The sequence below is a fragment of the Streptomyces sp. NBC_01268 genome, assembly GCF_036240795.1.
Taxonomy (GTDB): domain Bacteria; phylum Actinomycetota; class Actinomycetes; order Streptomycetales; family Streptomycetaceae; genus Streptomyces.
Genome location: NZ_CP108454.1, coordinates 2808045 through 2832437, shown reverse-complemented (window position 1 = coordinate 2832437; position 24393 = coordinate 2808045). Strand labels below are relative to the sequence as shown.

Below are 24393 nucleotides of genomic sequence, written 5' to 3'. Positions count from 1 at the left end.
GCCGTACCCTCCTCAGCCACTACCTCGCCGACCTGAGAAGCCGTCAACGCTCCGCTAGGGAAGGCCCGACGCATCCTCATGGGAAACAAGGGGAACTCAATGTCGTTCATCGGCCGTGACATGGCTGTCGACCTCGGGACCGCCAACACGCTGGTGTACGTCAGGGGTCGCGGCATCGTTCTGAACGAGCCGTCCGTCGTCGCGATCAACACCAACACCGGCGGCATCCTCGCGGTGGGTGCCGAGGCGAAGAAGATGATCGGCCGGACGCCCGGCAACATCGTCGCCGTCCGCCCGCTGAAGGACGGCGTGATCGCCGACTTCGAGATCACGGAGCGCATGCTCCGCTACTTCATCCTCAAGATCCACAAGCGCCGCTACCTGGCCCGCCCCCGCGTCGTCGTCTGCGTGCCCTCCGGCATCACCGGAGTCGAGCGCCGCGCCGTCATCGAGGCCTCCACCCAGGCCGGCGCCCGTCAGGTGCACATCATCGAGGAGCCCATGGCCGCCGCCATCGGCGCGGGCCTCCCGGTCCACGAGGCCACCGGCAACATGGTCGTCGACATCGGCGGCGGCACGACCGAGGTCGCCGTCATCTCCCTCGGCGGAATCGTCACGGCACAGTCCATCCGGGTCGCCGGCGACGAGCTCGACAACGCGATCATCCAGCACATCAAGAAGGAGTACTCCCTCCTCCTCGGTGAGCGCACCGCCGAGCAGATCAAGATCACCATCGGTTCCGCCTACGACCTCGACCAGGACGAGCACACCGAGATCCGCGGCCGTGACCTCGTCTCGGGCCTCCCCAAGACCGTGGTCATCTCCGCCGCCGAGGTCCGCAAGGCCATCGAGGAGCCGGTGAACGCGATCGTCGACGCCGTGAAGACCACGCTCGACAAGTGCCCGCCGGAGCTCTCCGGTGACGTCATGGACCGCGGCATCGTTCTCACCGGAGGCGGCGCCCTGCTCCGCGGCCTCGACGAGCGGCTGCGCCGCGAGACCGGCATGCCGATCCACATCGCCGAGGACCCGCTGGACTCGGTGGCGCTCGGCTCCGGCAAGTGCGTCGAGGAGTTCGAGGCCCTCCAGCAGGTCCTCGACGCCCAGCCGCGCCGCTGACCCGGCACCGTACGACCGGCCCGTGAGGGCCACCGACAACTGCATCCAACCCCCGGGCCCCCGGCCCGGGGGCGCGTCACACCCCCCGTAACCATCGAGGAAGGGCACGGCCGCCGCACGTGAGGGACACACGAGAGAGCCGGCTGCTCCTGGTGCTGCTGATCGCCATCGCGTTCGCACTGATCACGGTGGACATCAGAGGAGGCCAGGAGTCGCCGGTCGACGGTGCCCGACAGGCCGCGGCCGCGGTCTTCGGTCCCGTCGAGAACGGAGTCGCCTCGGCGGTCGACCCGATCGGCAACGCCATAGGAGCGGTCCGCGACTCAGGGGAACGGCACAACCGGATCACCGCCCTGGAGCAGGAGAACGCCGCCCTCAAGGCCAAGCTGGGCAGCGACGACCGCAACCGCAACCGGCTGCGCGAGCTCGACGCCATGCTGAAGACCGCCGGCGCCGGCCAGTACGGCATCAAGGGCGCCGAGGTCATCGCCATAGGAGCGGCCCAGGGCTTCTCCTGGACCGTCACCATCGACGTCGGCGCCCGCGACGGCATCCGCCGCGACATGACCGTCCTCAACGGCTCGGGCCTCGTCGGCCGCGTCACCACCGTCGGCCCCTCGACCTCCACGGTCCTGCTGGCCAACGACCCCGACTTCACCGTCGGCACCCGCATGGAGAAGTCCGACGAACTCGGCTTCGCCACCGGCCAGGGCGACCGCCCGCTCCTCGTCCAGCTGCTCAACGGCAAGGCCAAGGTGAAGCAGGGCGACCGGCTCGTCACCTTCGGCTCCCAGGCCGACAAGCCCTTCGTGCCCGGCGTGCCCGTCGGCGAGGTCGTCCGCGTCGACCCCGCGGGCGGCGGCCTCACCCGCAACATCTACGTCCGCCCGTACGTCGGCTTCACCAAGCTGGACATCGTCGGCGTCGTCGTCCAGGCCCCGCGCAGCGACCCCCGCGACATGGTCCTGCCGCAGAAGCCCAAGCCCGCCCCGACCGTCACCGTCACGGTCACCCCGCCGCCACCGGACGGACAGCAGGCCGGCCGGCAGCAGGGCGACGCCCAGCAGAAGCCCGCCGACCGGCAGCAGCCCGACGGACAGGCCGCCGACCAGCCCACCGGGCAGGGCGATCCGAATCAGCAGCCGCAGGACCAGGGGGACGCCACGCCGTGAAGCTCAACCGCATCCTCCTCTCGGCCGCGCTCGTCGTCGTCGCGCTCGTCGTCCAGGTCTCCGTCCTCGCCCGCCTCCAGCTCCCCGGCGCCGTCCCGGACCTCGTCCTGCTCACCGTCGTCGCCCTCGCCCTCGTGTACGGGCACGTCACCGGCGCCCTCGTCGGCTTCACCGCCGGCCTGCTCGCCGACCTGGCCCCGCCCGCCGACCACGCCGCCGGGCGCTACGCCCTGGTGCTCTGCGTCGTCGGCTACCTCTGCGGCCTCGCCCGCCCCGAGAACGGGCGCCTGAAGTCCGCGACCGGACCGATGGCCGTGGTCGTCGTCGCCGCCATCGGCTCCACGCTGCTGTACGCCGGCGTCGGCGCCCTCGTCGGCGACACCGCCGCCCGCCATGTGGGCCTCGGCTTCCTGCTGTTCACCGCGGCCCTCTACGACCTGCTCCTCGCGCCGTTCACCGTGCCACTGATCATGGCGCTGGCCCGGCGCGCCGAGAACGACCCGCTCGCCGACGCCACCGGCGCCAACGGAGCCGACGTCTCCTCCGGCTGGCTCTCCTCCGGCACCGGCCTGCGGATCGGCAACCAGCGCGGCGGCCTGCGCGTCAAGGCCGCCCGGACCCGCGCCTCACGCGCCGGACGCATCAAGGGAGTCAAGCGACTGTGACCCAGGGGGCAGCGGCAGCATGAGCAACATCCCCGAGACCGGGCGGACCCCCCGCGTCCAGATCCGGCTCGTCGTCATCCAGGTCCTCGTCTTCTCCCTGCTCTTCACCCTCGGCGGACGCCTCTGGTACCTCCAGATCCGCAACGGCAAGGAGTACACGGACGAGGCCAAGAACAACCACGTCCAGCAGGTCGTCCAGCCCGCCGTCCGCGGCTCCATCCTCGACGCCCGCGGCGTCCCGCTCGCCGACAACGAGACCCGCCTCGTGGTCTCCGCCTCGCGCACCGAGCTGATGAAGATGAAGGACGACGGCAAGGCCGTCCTCACCCGGCTGGCCGGCGTCCTCGGGATGAAGCCCGACGAGGTCGTCAACAAGATCCGGCTCTGCGACTCCAAGACCCCCAAGCCCTGCTGGAACGGCTCGCCCTACCAGCCGATCCCCGTCACCGACGAGGCCACCACCCAGCAGGCCCTCCAGATCCGCGAGCGCGCCGAGGACTTCCCCGGCATCACCGCCGAACCCGCCGCCGTCCGCCGCTACCCGGCCCCCGGCAAGTCCCGCACCTCCCAGGTCCTCGGCTACCTCTCGCCCGTCACCGACGGCGAGATCGAGAAGGCCAAGGACGGCGACTCCCCGTACCTGCGCTCCGACCAGGTCGGCCGCTCCGGCCTGGAGCGCACCTACGACAAGGAGCTGCGCGGCAAGGCCGGCGTCACCCGCTACGAGGTCGACAACCTCGGCCGGGTCATCGGCCAGGCCAAGAGCGACGCGGCCGAGCCCGGCGCCAACGTGGTCACCTCCATCGACGCCCGCGTCCAGGCGGTCGCCGAGTGGGAGCTGCACAACGCGATGGTCGAGGCCCGCAAGACGTACGACAAGAACACCAGCGAGAACTACAAGGCCGACGCCGGCGCCGTCGTCGTCATGGAGGCGAAGACCGGCCGGATCGTCGCCATGGCCTCGCAGCCCGACTACGACCCCAACGCCTGGGTCGGCGGCATCTCCGCCAAGGACTACGCCGCCCTCACCGGCAAGGACTCCAACTTCCCGCTGCTGAACCGGGCCATCCAGGGCCAGGCAGCCCCCGGCTCCATCTTCAAGGTGGTCTCCAGCGCCGCCGCCGTCAACGCCGGATACGACTTCAACGGGCGCTACCCGTGCCCCTCCTCGTACTCCATCGGCAACCAGGTCTTCAAGAACTTCGAGTCCCAGGGCCACGGCTCCATCACCATCGGCCAGGCCCTCGAGGTCTCCTGCGACACCGTCTACTACGCCCTCGCCCACCAGCAGTGGCAGCGGGACGGCGGGATGAAGCCGAAGAAGAACCCGGGGGACTGGTTCTACAAGACCGCCCACCAGTTCGGCCTCGGCGCCGAGACCGGCATCGACCTCCCCAACGAGGTCACCGGCCGCGTCCCCGACCGCCAGTGGAAGCAGAAGTTCTGGGAGGCCAACAAGGACTGGTGGTGCAAGTACGGCAAGAAGGGCGGCAGCTACGTCCAGCAGCTCTCCTACGAGAACTGCCTCGAAGGCAACCTGATGCGCGCCGGTGACTCGGTCAACTACTCCATCGGCCAGGGCGACACGCTCGTCACCCCCATCCAGATGGCCACCATCTACGCCGCGATCTCCAACGGCGGCACGCTGTGGAACCCCACCGTCGGCAAGGCCGTCATCAGCGCGGACGGCAAGAAGGTCAGCCAGATCGCGCCCAAGTCGCACGGCCGGCTGCCGTTCGACGCGGACACCCGCGACTTGATAGACGAAGCCCTCGCGGGAGTCGCCACCCGCGGCACCGCCGCCTGGCGCTTCGGCGGCTGGCCGCAGGACAAGATCCCGATGCACGCCAAGACGGGCACCGCGGAGGTCTACGGCAAGCAGACGACCTCCTGGTTCGCCACGTACACCAAGGACTACGCGATCGTCATGACGATCGCCCAGGGCGGTACGGGCTCCGGCGCCTCCGGCCCCGCCGTGCGCAACATCTACGACGCGCTCTACGGGCTCGACGACGCCGGGAAGCAGGACCTGAAGCGGGCCCTGCTGCCGCAGCCGCAGAAGGCCCTGCCGAGGATCGAGCCCGACGGCTCCATCGACGCCCCGGCCATCGGGCCCTACGACCCCGACGCCGGGAAGATCGACCCCGACGACCCGCTGAAGCAGGTCGCCGACCAGCCCACCGGCAACCCGCCGGCCGACCCCGCGGACCCCGCCGTGCCGGCCAGGAAGCCGGACGACGATCCCCTCGCGGGCCCGCCCGCCACCCGAGGGAGGCTCTGAACCGATGACCGCACCCCACGGCTTCTCCGTCTCCCGCTACGCACCCGAACGCGGCACGCTCTCCCGGCTGACCGCCCGCGACTCGGTGCTGCGCCGGCTCGACTGGCCGATCCTGCTCTCCGCGCTCGGACTGTCCCTGATGGGCGCGCTGCTCGTCTGGTCCGCCACCCGCGGCCGCACCGAGCTCAACAACGGCGACCCGTACTACTTCCTGTTCCGGCACGTCCTGAACACCGGGATCGGTCTCGCCCTGATGGTCGGCACGGTCTGGCTCGGCCACCGCACCCTGCGCGGGGCCGTGCCGATCCTCTACGGACTGTCCGTCCTGCTGATCCTCGCCGTCCTCACCCCGCTCGGCGCGACCATCAACGGCGCGCACGCGTGGATCGTCGTCGGCGGCGGCTTCTCGCTCCAGCCCAGCGAGTTCGTGAAGATCACGATCATCCTGGTGATGGCGATGCTGCTCGCCGCGAAGGTCGACGCGGGCGACCAGCTCCACCCCGACCACGGCACCGTCGCCAAGGCGCTGGCGCTCGCCGCGCTCCCCATGGGCATCGTCATGCTGATGCCGGACCTGGGCTCGGTCATGGTCATGGCCGTGATCGTGCTCGGCGTGCTGCTCGCCTCCGGCGCCTCCAACCGCTGGGTCCTCGGCCTCATCGGCGCGGGCGTCCTCGGCGCCGTCCTCGTCACCACGCTCGGCATGCTCGACGAGTACCAGATCAACCGCTTCGCCGCCTTCGCCAACCCCGACCTCGACCCGGCCGGCGTCGGCTACAACACCAACCAGGCCCGGATCGCCATCGGCTCGGGCGGACTGCTCGGATCGGGCCTCTTCAAGGGCTCCCAGACCACCGGCCAGTTCGTGCCCGAACAGCAGACCGACTTCGTCTTCACCGTCGCCGGCGAGGAGCTCGGCTTCGTCGGCGCCGGACTGATCCTCGTCCTGCTCGGCGTCATCCTGTGGCGGGCCTGCCGGATCGCCCGCGAGACCACCGAGCTGTACGGCACGGTCGTCGCCGCCGGCATCATCGCCTGGTTCGCCTTCCAGGCCTTCGAGAACATCGGCATGACCCTCGGCATCATGCCGGTGGCCGGACTGCCGCTGCCGTTCGTCTCGTACGGCGGCTCGTCGATGTTCGCGGTGTGGGTGGCGATCGGACTGCTCCAGTCGATCCGGGTGCAGCGGCCGATAACGGCCTAGCGCTCCGGGACGCACTGCCGTTCAGGGCCGTTCGCGTCTAGATTCGACTCATGGCGGAGACGAAGCGCGAGATCGAGCGTAAGTACGAGGCCACGGAGAAGACGGCGGTCCCCGACCTCGTCGGCACCGGGGGCGTGGCCGCCGTCCGGGACGAGGGCGTCACCGAGCTGGACGCCGTCTACTACGACACGCCGGACCTGCGGCTGGCCGCCGACGCCCTCACCCTGCGCCGCCGCACCGGCGGCGCGGACGAGGGCTGGCACCTCAAGGTCCCCGTCGCCGCCGGCATCCGCGACGAGATCAGAGCCCCGCTCACGGAGACCCTTCCGGCCTCCCTGGCGGGGCTCCTGCGTTCCCGCGTCCGGGGCACCCGGGTCGTTCCCGTCGTGCGCCTGCGCTCCTCCCGCGACGTGCGCCTGCTGCTCGACGCCGACGGCCGCCCGCTCGCCGAACTGTCCGTCGACACCGTCCGGGCCGACCGCCTCACCGGAACGGGCGAGGCCACCTGGACCGAGATCGAGGTCGAACTGGCGGACGACGCCGACGAGGCACTCCTCGACGCCGTCGAGAAACGCCTCAAGAAGGCCGGCATCCGCCCCTCGGCCGCACCGTCGAAGCTGGCCAGGGCGCTGGAGGAGACGGGCGCGCCCGCTCCCCGGCCCGCGGACGCCGGCGGAGCCCCGGGCAGCGCAGGACACGCCGTCCTCGCCTACGTACGGGAGCAGGCCGACGCCGTCGTCGCCTTCGACCCCGCCGTCCGGCGCGACCTGCCCGACGCCGTGCACCAGATGCGGGTCGCCTGCCGCAGGCTCCGCAGCACCTTCAAGACGTACCGCAAGGTCCTCGACCGCGCCGTCACCGACCGCCTCGGCGAGGAGCTGAAGTGGCTTGCCGGCGAGCTCGGCGCCGCCCGCGACGAGGAGGTGCTCACCGCCCGCCTGACCGCCCGGCTCGACGAACTGCCCAGCACCCTCCGCCTCGGCCGGGTCCGCGCCCGGCTGCGCGCCCGCGCGGTGCGCCGCACCGAGGACGCCCGGCGCACGGTGCTCGTCGCACTGGACTCCCCGCGCCACCTCGCGCTCCTGGACGCCCTCGACGCGCTGCTCGCCGACCCGCCGCTGCGCGCCGCCGCCGCCCACGATGCCCCCGAGGTCCTCGCCCGCGCCGTCCGCAAGGACTTCGCCCGGCTCGCCGGCCGGGTCGAGCACGCCCTCGCGCTCGCCCCCGGCCACGAGCGCGACCTCGCCCTGCACGCCGCCCGCAAGGCCGCCAAGCGCACCCGCTACGCCGCCGACGCCGCCCGCCCCGTCCTCGGCAAGCCCGCCAAGCGGTTCGCCAAGCGCGTGAAGGCCGTCCAGTCCCTCCTCGGCGAACACCAGGACAGCGTCGTCGCCCGCGCCGCGCTGCGCGAGATCGCCATCCAGGCGCACACGGCCGGCGAGACCACGTTCACCTGGGGACTCCTGTACGGACGGGAGGAGGCCGCGGCCGCCGCGCGGGAGCGTGAGCTGCCCGGACTCTGGGAGTGGGCCGCGGCCCCGGGAATCCGGGCGTCCCTGAGCCGCTGAGCACCGGGGTACGCTTGAGAGTCGCCCCCCTGCCAGCTCACGAAGGTTCGAGATGTCTGCTGCCGAGTCTGTCTTCCCGCAGCTCGAAGCTCTGCTCCCGCACGTGCAGAAGCCGATTCAGTACGTCGGTGGAGAGCTGAACTCCACGGTCAAGCCGTGGGAGTCCGCCGACGTCCGCTGGGCTCTGATGTACCCGGACGCGTACGAGGTCGGCCTGCCCAACCAGGGCGTCATGATCCTCTACGAGGTGCTCAACGAGCGCGAGGGTGTCCTCGCGGAGCGCACCTACAGCGTGTGGCCGGACCTCGAAGAGCTGATGCGCGAGCACAAGGTGCCGCAGTTCACCGTGGACAGCCACCGCCCCGTCGGCGCCTTCGACGTCTTCGGCCTGAGCTTCTCCACGGAGCTCGGCTACACCAACATGCTCACCGCCCTCGACCTGGCCGGCATCCCGCTGCAGGCGAAGGACCGGACGGTCGACCACCCGATCGTGCTCGCCGGCGGCCACGCGGCCTTCAACCCCGAGCCGATCGCGGACTTCATCGACGCGGCGATCATCGGTGACGGCGAGCAGGCCGTGCTCGACATGACCGAGATCATCCGCCAGTGGAAGGCCGAGGGCCGTCCCGGCGGACGCGAGGAGGTCCTGTTCCGCCTCGCCAAGACCGGCGCGGTGTACATCCCGGCGTTCTACGACGTCGAGTACCTGCCGGACGGGCGCATCGGCCGGGTCGTCCCCAACAAGTCCGGTGTGCCGTGGCGCGTCTCCAAGCACACCGTCATGGACCTCGACGAGTGGCCCTACCCCAAGCAGCCGCTCGTCCCGCTCGCGGAGACCGTCCACGAGCGCATGTCCGTCGAGATCTTCCGCGGCTGCACCCGCGGCTGCCGCTTCTGCCAGGCCGGCATGATCACGCGCCCCGTGCGGGAGCGAAGCATCACCGGCATCGGCGAGATGGTGGACCGCGGTCTGAAGGCGACCGGCTTCGAGGAGGTCGGCCTGCTCTCGCTGTCCTCCGCGGACCACACGGAGATCGGTGAGATCGCCAAGGGCCTCGCCGACCGCTACACCGAGGACAAGATCGGCCTCTCGCTGCCGTCGACCCGCGTGGACGCGTTCAACGTCGACCTCGCCAACGAGCTGACCCGCAACGGGCGCCGCTCCGGCCTCACCTTCGCCCCCGAGGGCGGCTCCGAGCGCATGCGCAAGGTCATCAACAAGATGGTCTCGGAGGAGGACCTGATCCGGACCGTCTCCACCGCGTACGGCAACGGCTGGCGCCAGGTGAAGCTGTACTTCATGTGCGGCCTGCCGACGGAGACCGACGAGGACGTCCTGCAGATCGCCGACATGGCGATCAACGTGATCGCCGAGGGCCGCAAGGTCTCCGGCCAGAACGACATCCGCTGCACCGTCTCCATCGGCGGCTTCGTGCCGAAGCCGCACACCCCCTTCCAGTGGGCCCCGCAGCTCTCCGCGGAGGAGACCGACGCGCGCCTGCTGAAGCTGCGCGACAAGATCCGCGGCGACAAGAAGTACGGCCGCTCGATCGGCTTCCGCTACCACGACGGCAAGCCCGGCATCGTCGAGGGCCTGCTCTCCCGCGGCGACCGCCGCATCGGCGCGGTCATCCGCGCGGTGTACGAGGACGGCGGCCGCTTCGACGGCTGGCGCGAGCACTTCTCGTACGACCGCTGGATGGCGTGCGCCGAGAAGACCCTGCCCGACTTCGGGGTCGACGTCGCCTGGTACACCACGCGCGAGCGCACCTACGAGGAGGTCCTGCCCTGGGACCACCTGGACTCCGGTCTCGACAAGGACTGGCTCTGGGAGGACTGGCAGGACTCGCTCGACGAGACCGAGGTCGAGGACTGCCGCTGGACCCCGTGCTTCGACTGCGGCGTCTGCCCGCAGATGGACACGCACATCCAGATCGGCCCGACCGGCAAGACGCTGCTGCCGCTGACCGTCGTGAACAAGTAGGACCCGCACGGCGAGCGCCATAACGCTCTGGTGACGGCCCGGCGAAGGGGAAACCCTTCGCCGGGCCGTCGCGTCGTTCCGGTCATGAACACGGAAAACCCAGGTTGTCTCACCGCGGTGGCGCGAGGCATCGCCCTCGTGATCGTCGTCCCCCTCCGGCTGGTCTGGGACGCCGTCGCCTACTGCCTGCGGCACCTGTGGCGAGGGGTCCTCGCCCCGGTCGGCCGGGCCCTCGGACGGCTGATCGACGTGCTGATCCTCACTCCGCTGGGCTGGCTCTGGCGCTGGGTCGTCGTGCCGGTCGCCAAGGCCCTGTGGTGGCTGGTCGACACGCTGCTCCTGACCCCGCTGGGCTGGCTCTGGCGCTGGGTCGTCGTCCCGGTCGCCCGCGCCCTGTGGTGGGTGGTCGACCTGGTGGTCCTCACCCCCCTCGGCTGGCTCTGGAGGTACGTGCTGGCGCCCGTCGGCCGGGTGCTGGGTGCCGGCCTCCGGATCGTGGGCGCCGCCCTCGCCTGGGCCTGGCGGATCGCCGGCGAGGTCTCCCGGGCCGTCGGCCGCGCCGTCTCCTGGGTCCTGTGGCACGCGGTCGGCCGCCCCCTCGCCTGGACCTACCGCGTCGTCCTGACCCCCGTCGGCCACTGGCTGCGCACCTACGCCCTGCACCCGGCCGCCGAGGTCGCACGGGCCGTCCGCACCGCCACCCGGGAGGTGTGGCGGGCCCTCTTCGGCGGGCCCGCCTGACCGGCCCGGGGAACCACAGGTGGTCTCGGCGCGTACTCTGGGTAGTACAACGAACGTCCCCGGCGCGGCGCCCGCACCCGAGATCTCCCCGTTCCCACGGGGGTGAGCCGGGTGGGCCCCCCAGGACAGCCACCGCATTTCGTGGGCGGCGCCACACCGCGCCCGCCCCGCACCGAGGAGAAGAACCACTGGGCAAGCGACAGCCCGAAGGCCCGCCGCCCGCACCCGCGGTGCAGCGCATCCGACTGCGCTACACCAAGCGCGGCCGCCTCCGGTTCACCAGCCACCGTGACTTCCAGCGCGCCTTCGAGCGGGCCCTGCGCCGCGCCGAGGTGCCGATGGCGTACTCGGCCGGTTTCACCCCGCACCCCAAGGTGTCGTACGCCAACGCCGCCCCCACGGGCACGGGCTCCGAGGCCGAGTACCTGGAGATCGCCCTCGCCGAGACGCGCGACCCGCAGACGCTCCGGCGCCTGCTGGACGAGTCCCTGCCGGACGGCCTCGACATCACCGACGCCGTGGAGGCCCGCACCTCCGGCCTCGCCGACCGCCTGACCGCCTCCGTGTGGGAGCTGCGGCTGGACGGCGTCGACCCCGAGGACGTGCGGAAGGCCGTCGAGACGTTTCTCGCGGCCGAGACGGTGGAAGTACAGCGCAAGACCAAGAACGGCATCCGCACCTTCGACACCCGCGCCGCCGTCGTCGAGCTGACCTCGGCCGCCGCCCCGGGCGATCCCCAGGGTGATAGGCCGCTGGACAGCGCCTGTGCGATACTGCGGCTGGTTGTTCGGCACGTGACACCTGCCGTACGACCCGACGACGTCCTGTCCGGTCTCCGAGCTGTGGCCGACCTGGCGCCGCCGGTCCCCGCTGCGGTGACCAGGCTGGCGCAGGGGCTCTTCGACGAGGAGTCCGGCACGGTGACCGACCCGCTCGCGCCCGACCGCGAGGCAGTCACGGCCGCCCCATCCACGGCCGCCGAGACCGCCTCAGCGACGGCGCCGGGTGCGGGCACCGCGTAAGGAGCGGTCGTTGTAGCGCAGCCCTCGTACTCGGGAGCCACCTGGGTCGGGCAGCGCTTTGACCACAAGACTTTCGCCAGGCCGTACGCAGAGGGCGTACGGAACCGGCGAGCCAGACCTACAGCTCCCGTGCGGCGCCCGCGCCCCGGACGGCGGCACCGTGCACCTCGCGCGTTCGTGCCGCCGGACCGGAACCAGACGCGGCGCCCGGGGGCGTGACGGGAGAACCGCCCGCATGCTCGAACAGCACGAAGAGAACACCGAGAACACAGGTGGCGCCGACAGCGACGCACCCGGTGACAAGCTGCCGCCGCGCCGTCGGCGCCGTGCGGCGTCCCGCCCGGCCGGCCCGCCGGTGACGGCCGGGACCACCGAGGCCCCCGCCGCTCCGGTCGCCGAGACCCCGGCCGCGCCGGCCGCCGAGGAGGCCGCTCCGGCCCCCCGTGCCCGCCGCCGCGCCACCCGCAAGGCCACCGCACCCGAGACCACGGTCGAGGCCGCGCCGGTCGCCGAGGCCCCCGCCGCGCCGGTCGAGGAGGCCGCCCCGGCCCCGCGTACCCGCCGCCGCGCCACCCGCGCCGCCACGTCCGCCGAGGCCCCGGCCGCCCCGGCCGTCGAGGCCGCTCCGGTCGCCGAGACCCCGGCCGAGCCGGTCGAGGAGGCCGCTCCGGCCCCCCGTGCCCGCCGCCGCGCCACCCGCAAGGCCACCGCGCCCGAGACCACGGTCGAGGCCGCCACGTCCGCCGAGGCCCCGGCCGCGCCGGTCGCCGAGGCCCCCGCCGCGCCGGTCGAGGAGGCCGCCCCGGCCCCGCGTACCCGCCGCCGCGCCACCCGCAAGGCCACCGCGCCCGCGGTGACCCCGGACGCCGCCGCGGAGATCGCCGCCGAGACCTCCGGCGAGGCGCTGCCCGAGGACACCGTCGAGGAGATCGCCTCGCACGCCGCCGAGGTCGCCGCCGCCGAGCAGGCCGCCACCCGTGGCCGCACCCGCCGCCGCGCCACCTCGCCGCAGTTCACCGCCGAGCCGTCCACCCAGGCCGAGGCGCCCCGCACCCGCCGCGCCGCGCGCCCCGCCGTCGCCGTCTTCCAGCCGCCGGTCTTCACCGAGCCGATGTTCCAGACGCCGGAGACGGCCGCGTACATCGCCGCCGCCGAGGCCGTCGAGGAGGAGCCGGAGGAGGAGACCACCGAGGTCGCCGAGGTCGCCGAGGCCCCCGTGACCCTGGAGACGGTCGAGGCCGAGGCCGAGCGCGCCGAGACCGGCTCGCGCCGTCGCCGTCGCCGCCGTGGCGAGCCCGTCGCGGTCGAGCCCGTCCCGGCCACCGTCGCCGACGAGCCCGAGGTCGAGTCCACCTCCGAGGCGGATGCCGAGACCGAGGCCGTCGAGACCGACGAGGCCGACGAGTACGAGGACCGCCCGTCCCGCCGTCGCCGCCGGGGCGGCCGTCGCCGTCGCCGCGGCGAGCTCGCCGAGGCCGAGGAGTCGGACGAGACCGAGGAGGGCGAGGAGACCGACGAGCTCCACGCCGAGGACGAGGCCGACGAGGCCGACGAGGACGCCGCCGGGTCGGGCAGCAGCAGCTCCCGCCGTCGCCGCCGTCGCCGTCGCCGCAGCGGTGACGCGTCCGCCGAGGCCGAGGGCGCCGACGAGGACGGCGTCCGCACGGTCGTCAAGGTCCGCGAGCCCCGCCCGGCCCGCGAGAAGGGCGAGCCGTCCGACGAGGTCCAGTCCATCAAGGGCTCGACCCGTCTGGAGGCCAAGAAGCAGCGCCGCCGCGAGGGCCGCGAGCAGGGCCGCCGCCGGGTCCCGATCATCACCGAGGCCGAGTTCCTCGCCCGCCGCGAGGCCGTCGAGCGCGTGATGGTCGTCCGCCAGAACGGCGAACGCACCCAGATCGGCGTCCTGGAAGACAACGTGCTCGTCGAGCACTACGTCAACAAGGAGCAGGCCACCTCGTACGTCGGCAACGTCTACCTGGGCAAGGTCCAGAACGTGCTGCCGTCGATGGAGGCCGCCTTCGTCGACATCGGCAAGGGCCGCAACGCCGTCCTGTACGCCGGCGAGGTCAACTTCGAGGCGCTCGGCATGGGCAACGGCCCGCGCCGCATCGAGGCCGCCCTCAAGTCCGGCCAGTCGGTCCTGGTGCAGGTCACCAAGGACCCGATCGGCCACAAGGGCGCCCGCCTGACCAGCCAGGTCTCGCTGCCCGGCCGCTACCTGGTCTACGTGCCCGAGGGCTCGATGACCGGTATCAGCCGCAAGCTGCCCGACACCGAGCGCGCGCGTCTGAAGACCATCCTCAAGAAGATCGTCCCCGAGGACGCGGGCGTCATCGTGCGCACCGCCGCCGAGGGCGCGAGCGAGGACGAGCTGCGCCGCGACGTCGAGCGCCTGCAGGCGCAGTGGGCCGACATCCAGAAGAAGGCCGCGCAGATCTCGACGTCCGCGCCGAGCCTGCTGTACGGCGAGCCGGACATGACCGTCCGGGTCGTCCGCGACATCTTCAACGAGGACTTCTCCAAGGTCATCGTCAGCGGCGACGACGCCTGGGAGACCATCCACGGCTACGTGAACCACGTCGCCCCGGACCTGGCCGACCGCCTGTCCAGGTGGACCAGCGAGGTCGACGTCTTCGCGACGTACCGGATCGACGAGCAGCTGATGAAGGCGCTGGACCGCAAGGTCTGGCTGCCCTCCGGCGGCTCGCTGGTGATCGACAAGACCGAGGCGATGATCGTCGTCGACGTCAACACCGGCAAGTTCACCGGCCAGGGCGGCAACCTCGAAGAGACCGTGACGAGGAACAACCTCGAAGCGGCCGAGGAGATCGTGCGCCAGCTGCGGCTGCGCGACCTGGGCGGCATCGTCGTCATCGACTTCATCGACATGGTCCTGGAGTCCAACCGCGACCTGGTGCTGCGCCGCCTCCTGGAGTGCCTGGGCCGTGACCGGACCAAGCACCAGGTGGCCGAGGTCACCTCGCTCGGCCTGGTGCAGATGACCCGCAAGCGGGTCGGCCAGGGCCTCCTGGAGTCCTTCTCGGAGACCTGCGTCCACTGCAACGGGCGCGGTGTCATCGTCCACATGGAGCAGCCGCCCACCCACGGTGGCGGTGGCGGCGGCAAGCGCTCGAAGAAGCGCGGCCGCGGTGGCGAGGGACACGCCCACGAGCACGAGCACGGCCACGAGACCGAGGTCCACGAGACCCCGGCCGAGACCGAGGCCGAGCTCGCGGCCGAGCTCGCCGCCCCGGTGGCGCTGCCCGAGCCGATCGCCGCGGACGAGGAGCTGTACGGCAGCGCCGCGGAGGCCGAGGCCGCCGCCACGCGCGGTCGTGGCCGCCGCCGGGCGACCCGCCGGGTGTCGGCGCCGGTCGCCGCACCGGTCGTGACCGAGACGGAGACCTTCGAGGTTGTTGTCCCGGAGGCGAAGCCCGAGCCGAAGCCGGAGCCGGTCGTCGAGGCCCCGGTCGTCGAGGCCGCCCCGGTCGTCGAGGAGCAGGCCCCCGAGGCCCCCGCCCCCCGGACCCGCCGCCGGGCCACCCGCAAGGTGTCCGCCCCGGTGGTCTCCACCCCGGAGCCGGTCGCCGAGACGGTGGTCGAGACGGTCGCCGCCGAGGAGGCCCCGGAGCCGGTCGCCGAGCCCGCCCCGGTCGTCGAGGAGGCCCCCGTGGCCGCCCCGCCGAAGGCCCGTCGCCGGGTGGTCCGCAAGGCCACCGCCCCGGCCGGCGCGCCCGCGGGTGCCGAGGAGGCCGCCGTGCTCGTGGTGGCTTCGGCCCCCGCGACCGAGGCGCCCGCCGAGGCTCCGGCCGACGAGGCCGCCCCGGAGGCCGAGGCCGCTCCGGCGGCCAAGAAGACGGCCCGTAAGACGGCCAAGAAGGCCACCGCCAAGAAGGCCGCCACCAAGAAGACGGCGGCGACCAAGAAGACGGCGGCGAAGAAGACGACGACCGCCAAGAAGGCCGTGAAGAAGACCGCGGCCCCCGCGCAGGACTGACCCAGTCCCCGACGCAGTCCGTGTGGACCGTCCTCCTCCCGAGGACGGTCCACACGGTTTTGAACCCGATCGGAAACCAGGAACCAGCCCGATGAACAACACCCCCGCCCCCCAGGTGCGCAAGGCCGTCATCCCCGCCGCCGGTCTCGGCACGCGCTTCCTTCCCGCCACGAAGGCGACGCCCAAGGAGATGCTGCCGGTCGTCGACAAGCCGGCGATCCAGTACGTGGTGGAGGAGGCGGTCTCGGCGGGTCTGTCGGACGTCCTGATGATCACCGGCCGCAACAAGCGTCCGCTCGAGGACCACTTCGACCGCAACTACGAGCTGGAGGAGGCGCTCACCCGCAAGGGTGACGAGGAGCGCCTCGCGCGGGTCCAGGAGTCCAGCGAGCTCGCCACCATGCACTACGTGCGCCAGGGCGACCCGCGGGGCCTGGGCCACGCCGTGCTGTGCGCGCAGCCGCACGTCGGCGACGAGCCCTTCGCGGTCCTCCTCGGCGACGACCTGATCGACCCGCGCGACCCGCTGCTCGCCCGGATGCTGGAGGTCCTCGCGGCCGGCGGCGGCAGCGTCGTCGCGCTGATGGAGGTCGACCCGGCGCAGATCCACCTGTACGGCTGCGCGGCCGTCGAGCCGACCGGCGACGCCGACGTCGTGCGGATCACCGGCCTGGTCGAGAAGCCGGACGCGGCGGACGCGCCGAGCAACTACGCGATCATCGGCCGCTACGTCCTCGACCCGGCCGTCTTCGGCGTCCTCGGCGAGACCGAGCCGGGCCGCGGCGGTGAGATCCAGCTCACCGACGCGCTGCAGAAGATGGCGGCCGACGAGAAGCTGGGCGGCCCCGTGCACGGCGTCGTCTTCAAGGGCCGCCGGTACGACACGGGCGACCGTGGCGACTACCTGCGGGCCATCGTGCGGCTCGCCTGCGAGCGCGAGGACCTGGGCCCGGACTTCCGCGCCTGGCTCAAGGGCTTCGTCGCGGAGACCTCCGCGGGCGACCCGTCGGGCGACGCGGCCGGGATTTGACCCCCTGCGGGAGCCGCCCGTAACCTAGACCGTCGGCGTGTCTGATAGCGCCACACCTCTGAGCACCTCCCTCCCGGTCCTCCGGGAGAGGCCGCTCGTCCGATTCCGGATCGCTGTGGGCCCCCGGGCCCGCGCGTGGGCGGCTGGCATCAGAGGACCCGTTCCCGAGTGAGAGAGAGTCCGCGTGTACGCCATCGTGCGCAGCGGTGGTCGCCAGCACAAGGTTGCTGTCGGCGACATCGTTGAGGTTGACAAGATTTCCACCGCCAAGGTCGGCGACACGGTCGAGCTCTCGACCCTGCTCGTGGTCGACGGCGACGCCGTGACCAGCGACCCGTGGGTCCTGGCGGGCATCAAGGTCGAGGCCCAGGTCGTGGACCACCACAAGGGTGCCAAGATCGACATCCTGCGCTACAAGAACAAGACGGGCTACCGCCGTCGCCAGGGTCACCGTCAGCAGTACACGGCGATCAAGGTCACGTCCATCCCGACGGCCGCGAAGTAAAGAGGGACTGAGCAATGGCACACAAGAAGGGCGCATCGTCCACCCGGAACGGTCGCGATTCCAACGCCCAGCGGCTCGGCGTGAAGCGCTTCGGCGGTCAGGTCGTCAACGCGGGTGAGATCCTGGTCCGCCAGCGTGGCACCCACTTCCACCCGGGTTCGGGTGTGGGCCGTGGCGGCGACGACACGCTGTTCGCCCTGCAGGCCGGTTCGGTGCAGTTCGGCACCTTCCGTGGCCGCAAGGTCGTGAACATCGTTCCGGTCGCCTGATCGGAAACTTTGCGGAGGCGGACCTCACTTCCCGTTAGGGAAGCGGGTCCGCCTTTCGCGTGTTACTAGATAGACATTCCACCTGTTTTACGTATCTGGAGGCACAGAACCATGACCACCTTCGTGGACCGCGTCGAGCTGCACGTCGCCGCGGGTAACGGGGGCCACGGCTGCGCCTCCGTCCACCGGGAGAAGTTCAAGCCGCTCGGCGGCCCGGACGGCGGCAACGGCGGCCGTGGCGGTGACGTGATCCTGGTCGTCGACCAGGCGATCACCACCCTCCTGGACTACCACCACTCGCCGCACCGCAAGGCCACCAACGGCCAGCCCGGCGCCGGCGACAACCGCTCCGGCAAGGACGGCCAGGACCTGGTCCTGCCCGTGCCCGACGGCACCGTCGTACTCGACAAGGCGGGCAACGTCCTCGCCGACCTGGTCGGACAGGGCACCACCTACGTCGCGGGCCAGGGCGGCCGTGGCGGCCTCGGCAACGCGGCGCTGTCCTCGGCCCGCCGCAAGGCCCCCGGCTTCGCGCTGCTCGGCGAGCCCGGCGAGGCGGGGGACGTCGTCCTGGAGCTCAAGACGGTCGCCGACGTGGCGCTCGTCGGCTACCCGAGCGCGGGCAAGTCCTCGCTCATCTCCGTGCTCTCGGCCGCCAAGCCGAAGATCGCCGACTACCCCTTCACGACGCTCGTCCCGAACCTGGGCGTGGTCACCGCCGGCTCGACCGTCTACACGATCGCCGACGTCCCCGGCCTCATCCCGGGCGCGAGCCAGGGCCGTGGCCTGGGCCTGGAGTTCCTGCGCCACGTCGAGCGCTGCTCGGTCCTCGTCCACGTCCTCGACACGGCGACGCTGGAGTCCGACCGCGACCCGGTCTCCGACCTCGACATCATCGAGGAGGAGCTGAGGCAGTACGGCGGCCTTGAGGACCGCCCGCGCCTCGTGGTCCTCAACAAGATCGACATCCCGGACGGCCAGGACCTCGCGGACATGATCCGCCCGGAGCTCGAAGAGCGCGGCTACCAGGTGTACGAGGTCTCCGCCGTGGCCCGTACGGGTCTGAAGGAGCTCTCCTACGCCCTCGCCGGCATCGTCGGCGAGGCCCGCGCGGCCAAGCCGGTGGAGGAGGCGACCCGCATCGTCATCCGCCCGAAGGCGGTCGACGACGCCGGCTTCACCGTCGTCTACGACGAGGCCGAGGACGTGTACCGCGTGCGCGGCGAGAAGCCCGAGCGCTGGGTCCGCCAGACCGACTTCAACAACGACGAGGCCGTCGGCTACCTGGCCGACCGCCTCAACCGCCTCGGCGTCGAGGACCAGCTGATGAAGGCCGGCGCCCGCGCCGGCGACGGCGTCGCGATCGGCTCCGAGGAGAACGCGGTCGTCTTCGACTGGGAGCCCACGATGATGGCCGGCGCCGAGATGCTCGGCCGCCGAGGCGAGGACCACCGCCTGGAAGCCCCCCGTCCTGCCGCCCAGCGCCGCCGCGACCGCGAGGCCGAGCGGGTCGACCCGCAGCGGGAGTTCGACGAGTTCAACCCGTTCTAGGCAGCGGTCGGAGCGTGTTCGCGGCCCCCGTCGGATCTCCTCCGGCGGGGGCCGCGTCGTGGTCGTGGACGGCTCGTACGAAAGGGGCCCGCCTCCTCTGGCGAGGAGGCGGGCCCCTTTCGTACCGTCAGGCGACCGGTTCCGGTTCCGGTTCGGGGTCCGGAGCGGTGGTGCGCTCCGGTTCCTGCTGCTCCGGCTGGGGCTTGGAGCGCTTGGTGAAGTCGGGCTTCGCGCCGATCAGCGGCAGCGCGAGGATGCCCAGGAACATCGGGGCGAACATGTAGCGGGCCAGCGGCGCCGGGTTCGCGGCGACCACCGTGAGCTGGAGTGCCAGCGGCGTGGCGAGCAGCGCCACCGGGGCCCAGCTGCGGTGCCTGCGGGAGAAGGCGAGCACCACGGCGTACGCCGCGTAGCACCAGATCGCGCCGCGGAACAGCAGCCACTGCAGCTGCGGCGTCTTGCTGGCCTTCCAGGTGAAGAACGCGGCGTCGTGCAGGGTGTCGTTGAGCGGGCGGATCTTCAGGATCGGGCGGTACGGGCTGTCCGCCATCTCCGGGTTCCAGTTCGCCCAGCCGAACAGGTTCTTCGGCACGGACGGCGGGCTGATCAGCGTGTGGCCCATCTTGTCGACCGGGCCGGGGAACGGCGACCACGCGATGTGCGAGCGGCACACGCGGGCCGAGATCATCTGGTCCGGGGTCCGCTTCAGGACGCGGAACCACAGGTCGATCAGCTGGTCGTTGTACTGGTCCGCCAGCTTGCGGTTCATGGGCTTCTTCATCGCCCAGTCGGCGTTGTAGCAGTTCGCCGCACGCCCGCCCCAGTGGGACAGCGGCGCGACCTTCGCCATGAGTTCCTTGTCGGCCTTGGTGAAGGTCTGCGGGACCTTGCCGTAGACCACCGCGATGTCCGCGTAGTTCATCGCGTACACCTGGTCCTTGGTCGGCGTGATGACGCCGATGGCCGGGTAGATCACCGTCTGCAGCAGCGCCGCGATCGTCACCGGGACGACGGTCGCGAACAGCAGCCACTTGCGCATCTTCGGCAGCGTCAGCAGCAGCACCGGCACCGCGATGACCGCGACGAGCAGACCGTTGTTGCGGAAGAGGCCCATCGCCAGGAAGCCGAGGAACAGCATGGCGATCTCGTTGCGGAAGGCCTTGTCCCGGAGCCGGGACTCGCCGCGCAGCCGACGCGCCGCGAGCCGGCCCGTCGCGCCGAAGGCGAGGACCGCGCCGATCGCGAACGGCACGTCCTTCCACACGTAGATGACGAAGGTGCCGATCGACGGCAGCACCGCGCACGCGACCGCCGCCGTGAAGCCCCACTTCCCCTTCACACCGAACATCCGCAGCGTGACGACCACGTAGGCCAGCGCCGCGGCCATGGCCACGGACTGCGCGAAGGTCAGCAGCGCCAGGTCACCGGTGAGCTGGAGCGACAGCCAGACCAGGCCGTCGTACGCCACCGAGTGGTTGGACATCCAGTGCCCGGTGGTCACGTGCCACACGTACGAGATCGAGTCGTAGCTCATCCCACCCGGGTAGAACGCCGCCCACCACACCAGGAAGATCAGCTGCGTCGCGGCGTACACGGCCAGCGGCAGGCGCCGCCGGACCGGGATCCGCTCGACTATCCGGTTCACAAAGGGGATGGAAGGCGTCTTCAACGCTGCTCCGCGGGCTCGGTGGAGGGGCTGTCGGGGTGGGCGAGCTCCAGCATCCGCGTGATCACGCGCTCGGCGGCGTGGCCGTCGTCGAGGTCGCAGAACACGTCCCGGAACTCTCGGTACGCGTCGGTGTAGCCGGCGCTGATGCGGTCGATGTCGCCGAGCGCGTCGATGAGCTCGTCGGACGTCTGCAGCAGCGGGCCGGGGGCACGCTTCTCGAAGTCGAAGTAGAAGCCGCGCAGCTGGTCGCGGTAGTACTCCAGGTCGTAGGTGAAGAACAGCATCGGCCGGCCCGTGTTCGCGAAGTCGAACATGAGGGACGAGTAGTCCGTGACCAGCACGTCGGTGATGAGGAAGAGCTCGGCGATGTCCGGGTAGGACGAGACGTCGAAGACGAAGCCGTCACCCGCGCCGGGCACCGCGTCCACGATGTTCGAGTGCTTGCGCACCAGCAGGACGTGGTCCTCGCCGAGCCGCTCGGCGGCCTTCTCGATGTCGACGCGGAGATCGAACTTGTAGTTGCCCGCCTGGTAGAACTGGTCGTCCCGCCAGGTCGGCGCGTACAGCACGACCTTCTTGCCCTCCGGCAGCCCGATGCGCTCCCGCACGGTCCCCGCCAGGTCGTCGGTCTTCTCCGAGAGCAGCACGTCGTTGCGGGGGTAGCCGGACTCCAGGATCTCCCCGTCGTACTGGAACGCCCGCTTCATGATCGGGGTCGAGAAGCGGTTGGGGGAGACGAGGAAGCTCCAGCTCGGGGTCTCCTCCGCCACCTTCGACAGGTACTTGCGGTCCGCGAACTGCACGCTGTCGATGTCGTGGCCGATCCGCTTGAGCGGGGTGCCGTGCCAGGTCTGGACGATCACCTGGCCCTCACGGCGCCGGATCCAGAACGGCAGGTGGGTGTTGGTCACGATGTACCGGCTGTTGCCGAGCGCCTCGTACCACTCACGGCTCCAGCGGCGGATGACCTTCACGCCCTCCGGGATCTCCGCCCGGCGGTCCTCCACGACCCACACGTGCTCCAGCTCGGAGCCCTGGCGCAGCAGCTCCTCGTAGACCGCGCGCGGCGAGTCGGAGAACTGGCGGCCCGAGAAGGAGGCGTACAGCACGGTGTCCTTGAGCGGGGCCGTACGGGCCTCCTGGTACACCGTGGTGCGCATCTCGCGCTGGCGGAACCAGCCGACCTCCTGCGCGTTCAGGTCGGGCGAGGCGTCGACCAGGAGCCGGTCGTAGAAGCGGTGGGTCAGCGCGTAGTCGCGGCCGCGCACCGAGAAGGAGACCGGCAGGGTGCCGAGGGCCGTCGGGACGGCCCGGACCGGCACCTCGACGCGGCTGTCGACGGCGCGGACGAACAGGTACCAGCGGCCCTGGCGCAGCGGCACCTTGGTGAGACCGCCGGGCACCGGCAGGAAGTCGGCGTGGAAGACGCCGTCCTCGACGCGCACCGGGTGCGCGTGCTCCTCGGCGTGCCGGCTGTGCCGCAGCACCAGCTCCAGGGGCTCGTCGACGGTGGCGGGCAGGGCGCCTTCGAGGACGATGCGGCCCTCGGGGCTCACCGTCGCCTTGGCGATCATGGGCTGGACCGGCTGGGTGCGCAGCACGAGGCGCCCGACGCCGTCGTTGGCGACCGCGACCGTCCTGCCCCCCCACGAGGTCGTGCCGGTGCCGTCGACCGGGTGCTGGCGGCCCAGGTCGCCCTGGCGGTCGTTGACCGCGACGGGGTGGGCCCGCTTGCCGAGCACCAGCTCGGCCGTCCACTTGTCGGTGACCTCCAGGTCCGCGGAGTCGCGGCCCTCGACGTCCAGGTCGGCCAGCGGGACGCGCACCGAGAACTCGGCGCCGCTCCGGGTGACCGGGAGCTCCAGGGTGGCCTCGGAGCTGGCGTGGGTGAGGCGCAGCGCGGGCTTGGCGCCGTCGGCGGCGGCCTCGTGGCCGAGGACACCGGACAGCTCGACGACACCGTCGGCGACCCGATGGCCGGTCAGCCGGGCGCGGACCAGGTCCACGCGCAGGTACAGGTGGCTGTCGGCGACGAACGGGACGACCCGCACGTCCTTCTCCACCCAGTGCGGGGCCGGGCTCTCGGCGTTGCCGCTCTCGCCGGCCTTCAGCCGGGTGCGGCGCGCCACACCCTCCTGGACGGTGGCGAAGGTGAGCCGCCACACGCCGTCGCGCCAGCCGCCGCGGCCCTTGAGCTTCGCCGGGTTGACGTCGAGGGAGAAGCCGGACCAGTCGTAGTTGTGCAGCGACTGCCCGGAGGTCTGGGTGGCCTTCGGCGCCTTGGTCCGGCTGGGGCGGACCAGGACGGTGCGCCGGCTGCCGCTCTCGCGCAGCATCAGCACGCGCAGCGAGGGCTTCGGCGTCGAGGCCGCCAGGTTGCGGATGTAGGCGTGGCCGTCGATGTGCAGCCGGCCGTTCTGCCACAGGATCTGCTCGGCGCGGGCGCGGGCGGAGAACTCGGCGCCGACCTTCAGGACCTCGCGCGGGACGGCGCCGTTGCCCTTGTCGAGCACCGGGTAGTCGGCGAAGTGCCGCAGGCCCTGGCGGGTGACCGGGATGGCCCGGCCGGTCTCGCGCTCGTAGGCCAGCAGATCGAGGAGCTCGGCGAGCCGGCCCTCGGTGATCAGGTGGCACTTGAGCCGCAGCGACACGTCGACGCGGGGCAGCACCTGCGGGTCGACCCGGCTGAGGTAGTCGGCGGCGCCCGTCATGAACAGCTCGCGGAACTCCTCACCGGCCTCGTCGAGCACGCCCATGAACAGGGGCAGCTCGTCGCTGATGAAGATCTCGTCGTACCAGCGCTTGTGCTCCGCGAACTCCTCGCCCGGCTGCGTGCCGAGGAAGCGGCTCACGGAGTCGCACGACCTTATGCGGTCGCGCACGTTGACCGGCTCGGTGCGGCGCTGGGTGATGGACGGGGCGCCGCCGGTCCGCTGCCGCCACAGGTAGACGGGGTCACCGAGGACGTCGACGCACGTGGCCCGGAAGTGCGCGGGCAGGGTCACCGGGGCGTCCTCGTACAGGATGCCGGGGAACTCGAAGGCGTGCCGCTCCCAGAACGAGCGCCGGAAGACCTTGTTCCACGCGGTGCGGTCGTAGACCAGCGCCTTGTCGTGGGAGATGTGGGTGCGGTCGCGGTCCTTGTTGAGGCGCTTCTCGTGCAGCGGGGAGATCAGGATCTCGCCGGCCTTCAGCAGGTTCACGTTGCCGCTGGCGAAGTCCGATCCGGTCTCGTCCAGCTTGGCGATGAACCGCTCGTAGGCGTCCGGCAGCACGATGTCGTCGCTGTCGACGAACGCGAGGTACTCGGTGCCGTCCGTGAGGTGTGCGACACCGGTGTTACGGGCGGGCCCCAGCCCCTGGTTCTCCTGCGCGACCACACGGATCCGCGCGTCCTTCGCCGCCCAGCTCTCGGCGATCGCGAGGCTGCCGTCCTTGGAGCCGTCGTCGACGACGATCGCCTCCCAGTCGGTGAACGTCTGGTCGGCAAGGGACTGCAGGCACTCGTCGAGAAAGAGCTCCACGTTGTACACGGGAACGATTACTGACAGGCGGGGAGGCATTGGGTACTGCGCCTTTCCTCAAGGTGTTTCGTGCGTGACGGCGATGTACGGCT

At 71.7% G+C, this 24393-nt stretch carries 16 protein-coding genes; 14 read left to right on the top strand and 2 right to left on the bottom strand.

Annotated features, from left to right (window positions below; genetic code table 11):
- The first annotated feature begins 99 nt into the window (after nucleotides 1–99).
- The 14 genes from OG309_RS12535 (at nucleotide 100) to obgE (ending at nucleotide 19108) form a co-directional block, all read left to right on the top strand.
- A complete protein-coding gene (locus OG309_RS12535) occupies nucleotides 100–1119 on the top strand; it encodes a rod shape-determining protein (RefSeq protein ID WP_329420584.1) in 1020 nt (339 codons plus the stop codon).
- A gap of 119 nt (nucleotides 1120–1238) precedes the next feature.
- A complete protein-coding gene (gene mreC / locus OG309_RS12530) occupies nucleotides 1239–2291 on the top strand; it encodes a rod shape-determining protein MreC (RefSeq protein WP_329420582.1) in 1053 nt (350 codons plus the stop codon).
- Complete coding sequence (mreD, locus tag OG309_RS12525) at nucleotides 2288–2956, top strand: rod shape-determining protein MreD (protein WP_329420580.1); 669 nt, start codon at nucleotides 2288–2290, stop codon at nucleotides 2954–2956. Before mreC ends, mreD begins: the two co-directional genes overlap by 4 nt.
- A gap of 19 nt (nucleotides 2957–2975) precedes the next feature.
- Nucleotides 2976–5237: a penicillin-binding protein 2 gene (gene mrdA / locus OG309_RS12520; protein WP_329420578.1), complete on the top strand. Its 2262-nt coding sequence runs from the start codon at nucleotides 2976–2978 to the stop codon at nucleotides 5235–5237.
- 4 nt (nucleotides 5238–5241) lie between these two features.
- On the top strand, nucleotides 5242–6441 hold the full coding sequence (rodA, locus tag OG309_RS12515; RefSeq protein ID WP_329420576.1) for a rod shape-determining protein RodA: 1200 nt from the start codon (nucleotides 5242–5244) through the stop codon (nucleotides 6439–6441).
- 50 nt (nucleotides 6442–6491) lie between these two features.
- Nucleotides 6492–8009 (top strand): CYTH and CHAD domain-containing protein, encoded by a 1518-nt coding sequence (locus OG309_RS12510; protein WP_329420574.1) that lies wholly within the window; start codon nucleotides 6492–6494, stop codon nucleotides 8007–8009.
- Nucleotides 8010–8061: 52 nt separating this feature from the next.
- Complete coding sequence (locus OG309_RS12505) at nucleotides 8062–9993, top strand: TIGR03960 family B12-binding radical SAM protein (protein ID WP_329420572.1); 1932 nt, start codon at nucleotides 8062–8064, stop codon at nucleotides 9991–9993.
- Between the two features lie 117 nt (nucleotides 9994–10110).
- Entirely contained in the window at nucleotides 10111–10734 is a 624-nt protein-coding gene (locus OG309_RS12500; protein WP_329420570.1) for a hypothetical protein, read from the top strand.
- 230 nt (nucleotides 10735–10964) lie between these two features.
- Nucleotides 10965–11756 (top strand): TIGR03936 family radical SAM-associated protein, encoded by a 792-nt coding sequence (locus OG309_RS12495; protein ID WP_329420568.1) that lies wholly within the window; start codon nucleotides 10965–10967, stop codon nucleotides 11754–11756.
- Between the two features lie 235 nt (nucleotides 11757–11991).
- Nucleotides 11992–15753 carry an Rne/Rng family ribonuclease gene (locus OG309_RS12490; protein WP_329420566.1) on the top strand — a complete coding sequence of 1254 codons (3762 nt, stop codon included), beginning with the start codon at nucleotides 11992–11994 and terminating at the stop codon, nucleotides 15751–15753.
- 91 nt (nucleotides 15754–15844) lie between these two features.
- On the top strand, nucleotides 15845–16783 hold the full coding sequence (gene galU / locus OG309_RS12485) for a UTP--glucose-1-phosphate uridylyltransferase GalU (RefSeq protein ID WP_329420564.1): 939 nt from the start codon (nucleotides 15845–15847) through the stop codon (nucleotides 16781–16783).
- 184 nt (nucleotides 16784–16967) lie between these two features.
- Nucleotides 16968–17288, top strand: coding sequence for a 50S ribosomal protein L21 (gene rplU, locus OG309_RS12480; protein ID WP_329420562.1), 321 nt, complete (start codon nucleotides 16968–16970; stop codon nucleotides 17286–17288).
- Between the two features lie 14 nt (nucleotides 17289–17302).
- The gene (rpmA, locus tag OG309_RS12475; RefSeq protein ID WP_030494090.1) at nucleotides 17303–17557 is read left to right on the top strand and encodes a 50S ribosomal protein L27; all 255 of its coding nucleotides are present in this window, start codon (nucleotides 17303–17305) and stop codon (nucleotides 17555–17557) included.
- Between the two features lie 111 nt (nucleotides 17558–17668).
- Nucleotides 17669–19108, top strand: coding sequence for a GTPase ObgE (gene obgE / locus OG309_RS12470; protein WP_329420560.1), 1440 nt, complete (start codon nucleotides 17669–17671; stop codon nucleotides 19106–19108).
- A 127-nt stretch (nucleotides 19109–19235) separates the two neighbouring features.
- On the opposite strand, the gene OG309_RS12465 is transcribed toward obgE, so the two are convergent.
- Both OG309_RS12465 and OG309_RS12460 read right to left on the bottom strand, forming a co-directional pair.
- The gene (locus OG309_RS12465) at nucleotides 19236–20753 is read right to left on the bottom strand and encodes a DUF6020 family protein (protein WP_329420559.1); all 1518 of its coding nucleotides are present in this window, start codon (nucleotides 20751–20753) and stop codon (nucleotides 19236–19238) included.
- A 20-nt stretch (nucleotides 20754–20773) separates the two neighbouring features.
- On the bottom strand, nucleotides 20774–24340 hold the full coding sequence (locus OG309_RS12460; RefSeq protein WP_329420557.1) for a bifunctional glycosyltransferase/CDP-glycerol:glycerophosphate glycerophosphotransferase: 3567 nt from the start codon (nucleotides 24338–24340) through the stop codon (nucleotides 20774–20776).
- Nucleotides 24341–24393: the final 53 nt, after the last annotated feature.

Excerpts from the sequence above, each read along its gene's own strand:
- OG309_RS12535 (WP_329420584.1), top strand. The coding sequence starts at position 100 with ATGTCGTTCATCGGCCGTGACATGGCTGTCGACCTCGGGACCGCCAAC.
- obgE (WP_329420560.1), top strand. The coding sequence starts at position 17,669 with ATGACCACCTTCGTGGACCGCGTCGAGCTGCACGTCGCCGCGGGTAAC.
- OG309_RS12490 (WP_329420566.1), top strand. The coding sequence starts at position 11,992 with ATGCTCGAACAGCACGAAGAGAACACCGAGAACACAGGTGGCGCCGAC.
- galU (WP_329420564.1), top strand. The coding sequence starts at position 15,845 with ATGAACAACACCCCCGCCCCCCAGGTGCGCAAGGCCGTCATCCCCGCC.
- rodA (WP_329420576.1), top strand. The coding sequence starts at position 5,242 with ATGACCGCACCCCACGGCTTCTCCGTCTCCCGCTACGCACCCGAACGC.
- OG309_RS12505 (WP_329420572.1), top strand. The coding sequence starts at position 8,062 with ATGTCTGCTGCCGAGTCTGTCTTCCCGCAGCTCGAAGCTCTGCTCCCG.
- mrdA (WP_329420578.1), top strand. The coding sequence starts at position 2,976 with ATGAGCAACATCCCCGAGACCGGGCGGACCCCCCGCGTCCAGATCCGG.
- OG309_RS12460 (WP_329420557.1), bottom strand. The coding sequence starts at position 24,340 with ATGCCTCCCCGCCTGTCAGTAATCGTTCCCGTGTACAACGTGGAGCTC.
- rpmA (WP_030494090.1), top strand. The coding sequence starts at position 17,303 with ATGGCACACAAGAAGGGCGCATCGTCCACCCGGAACGGTCGCGATTCC.
- OG309_RS12510 (WP_329420574.1), top strand. The coding sequence starts at position 6,492 with ATGGCGGAGACGAAGCGCGAGATCGAGCGTAAGTACGAGGCCACGGAG.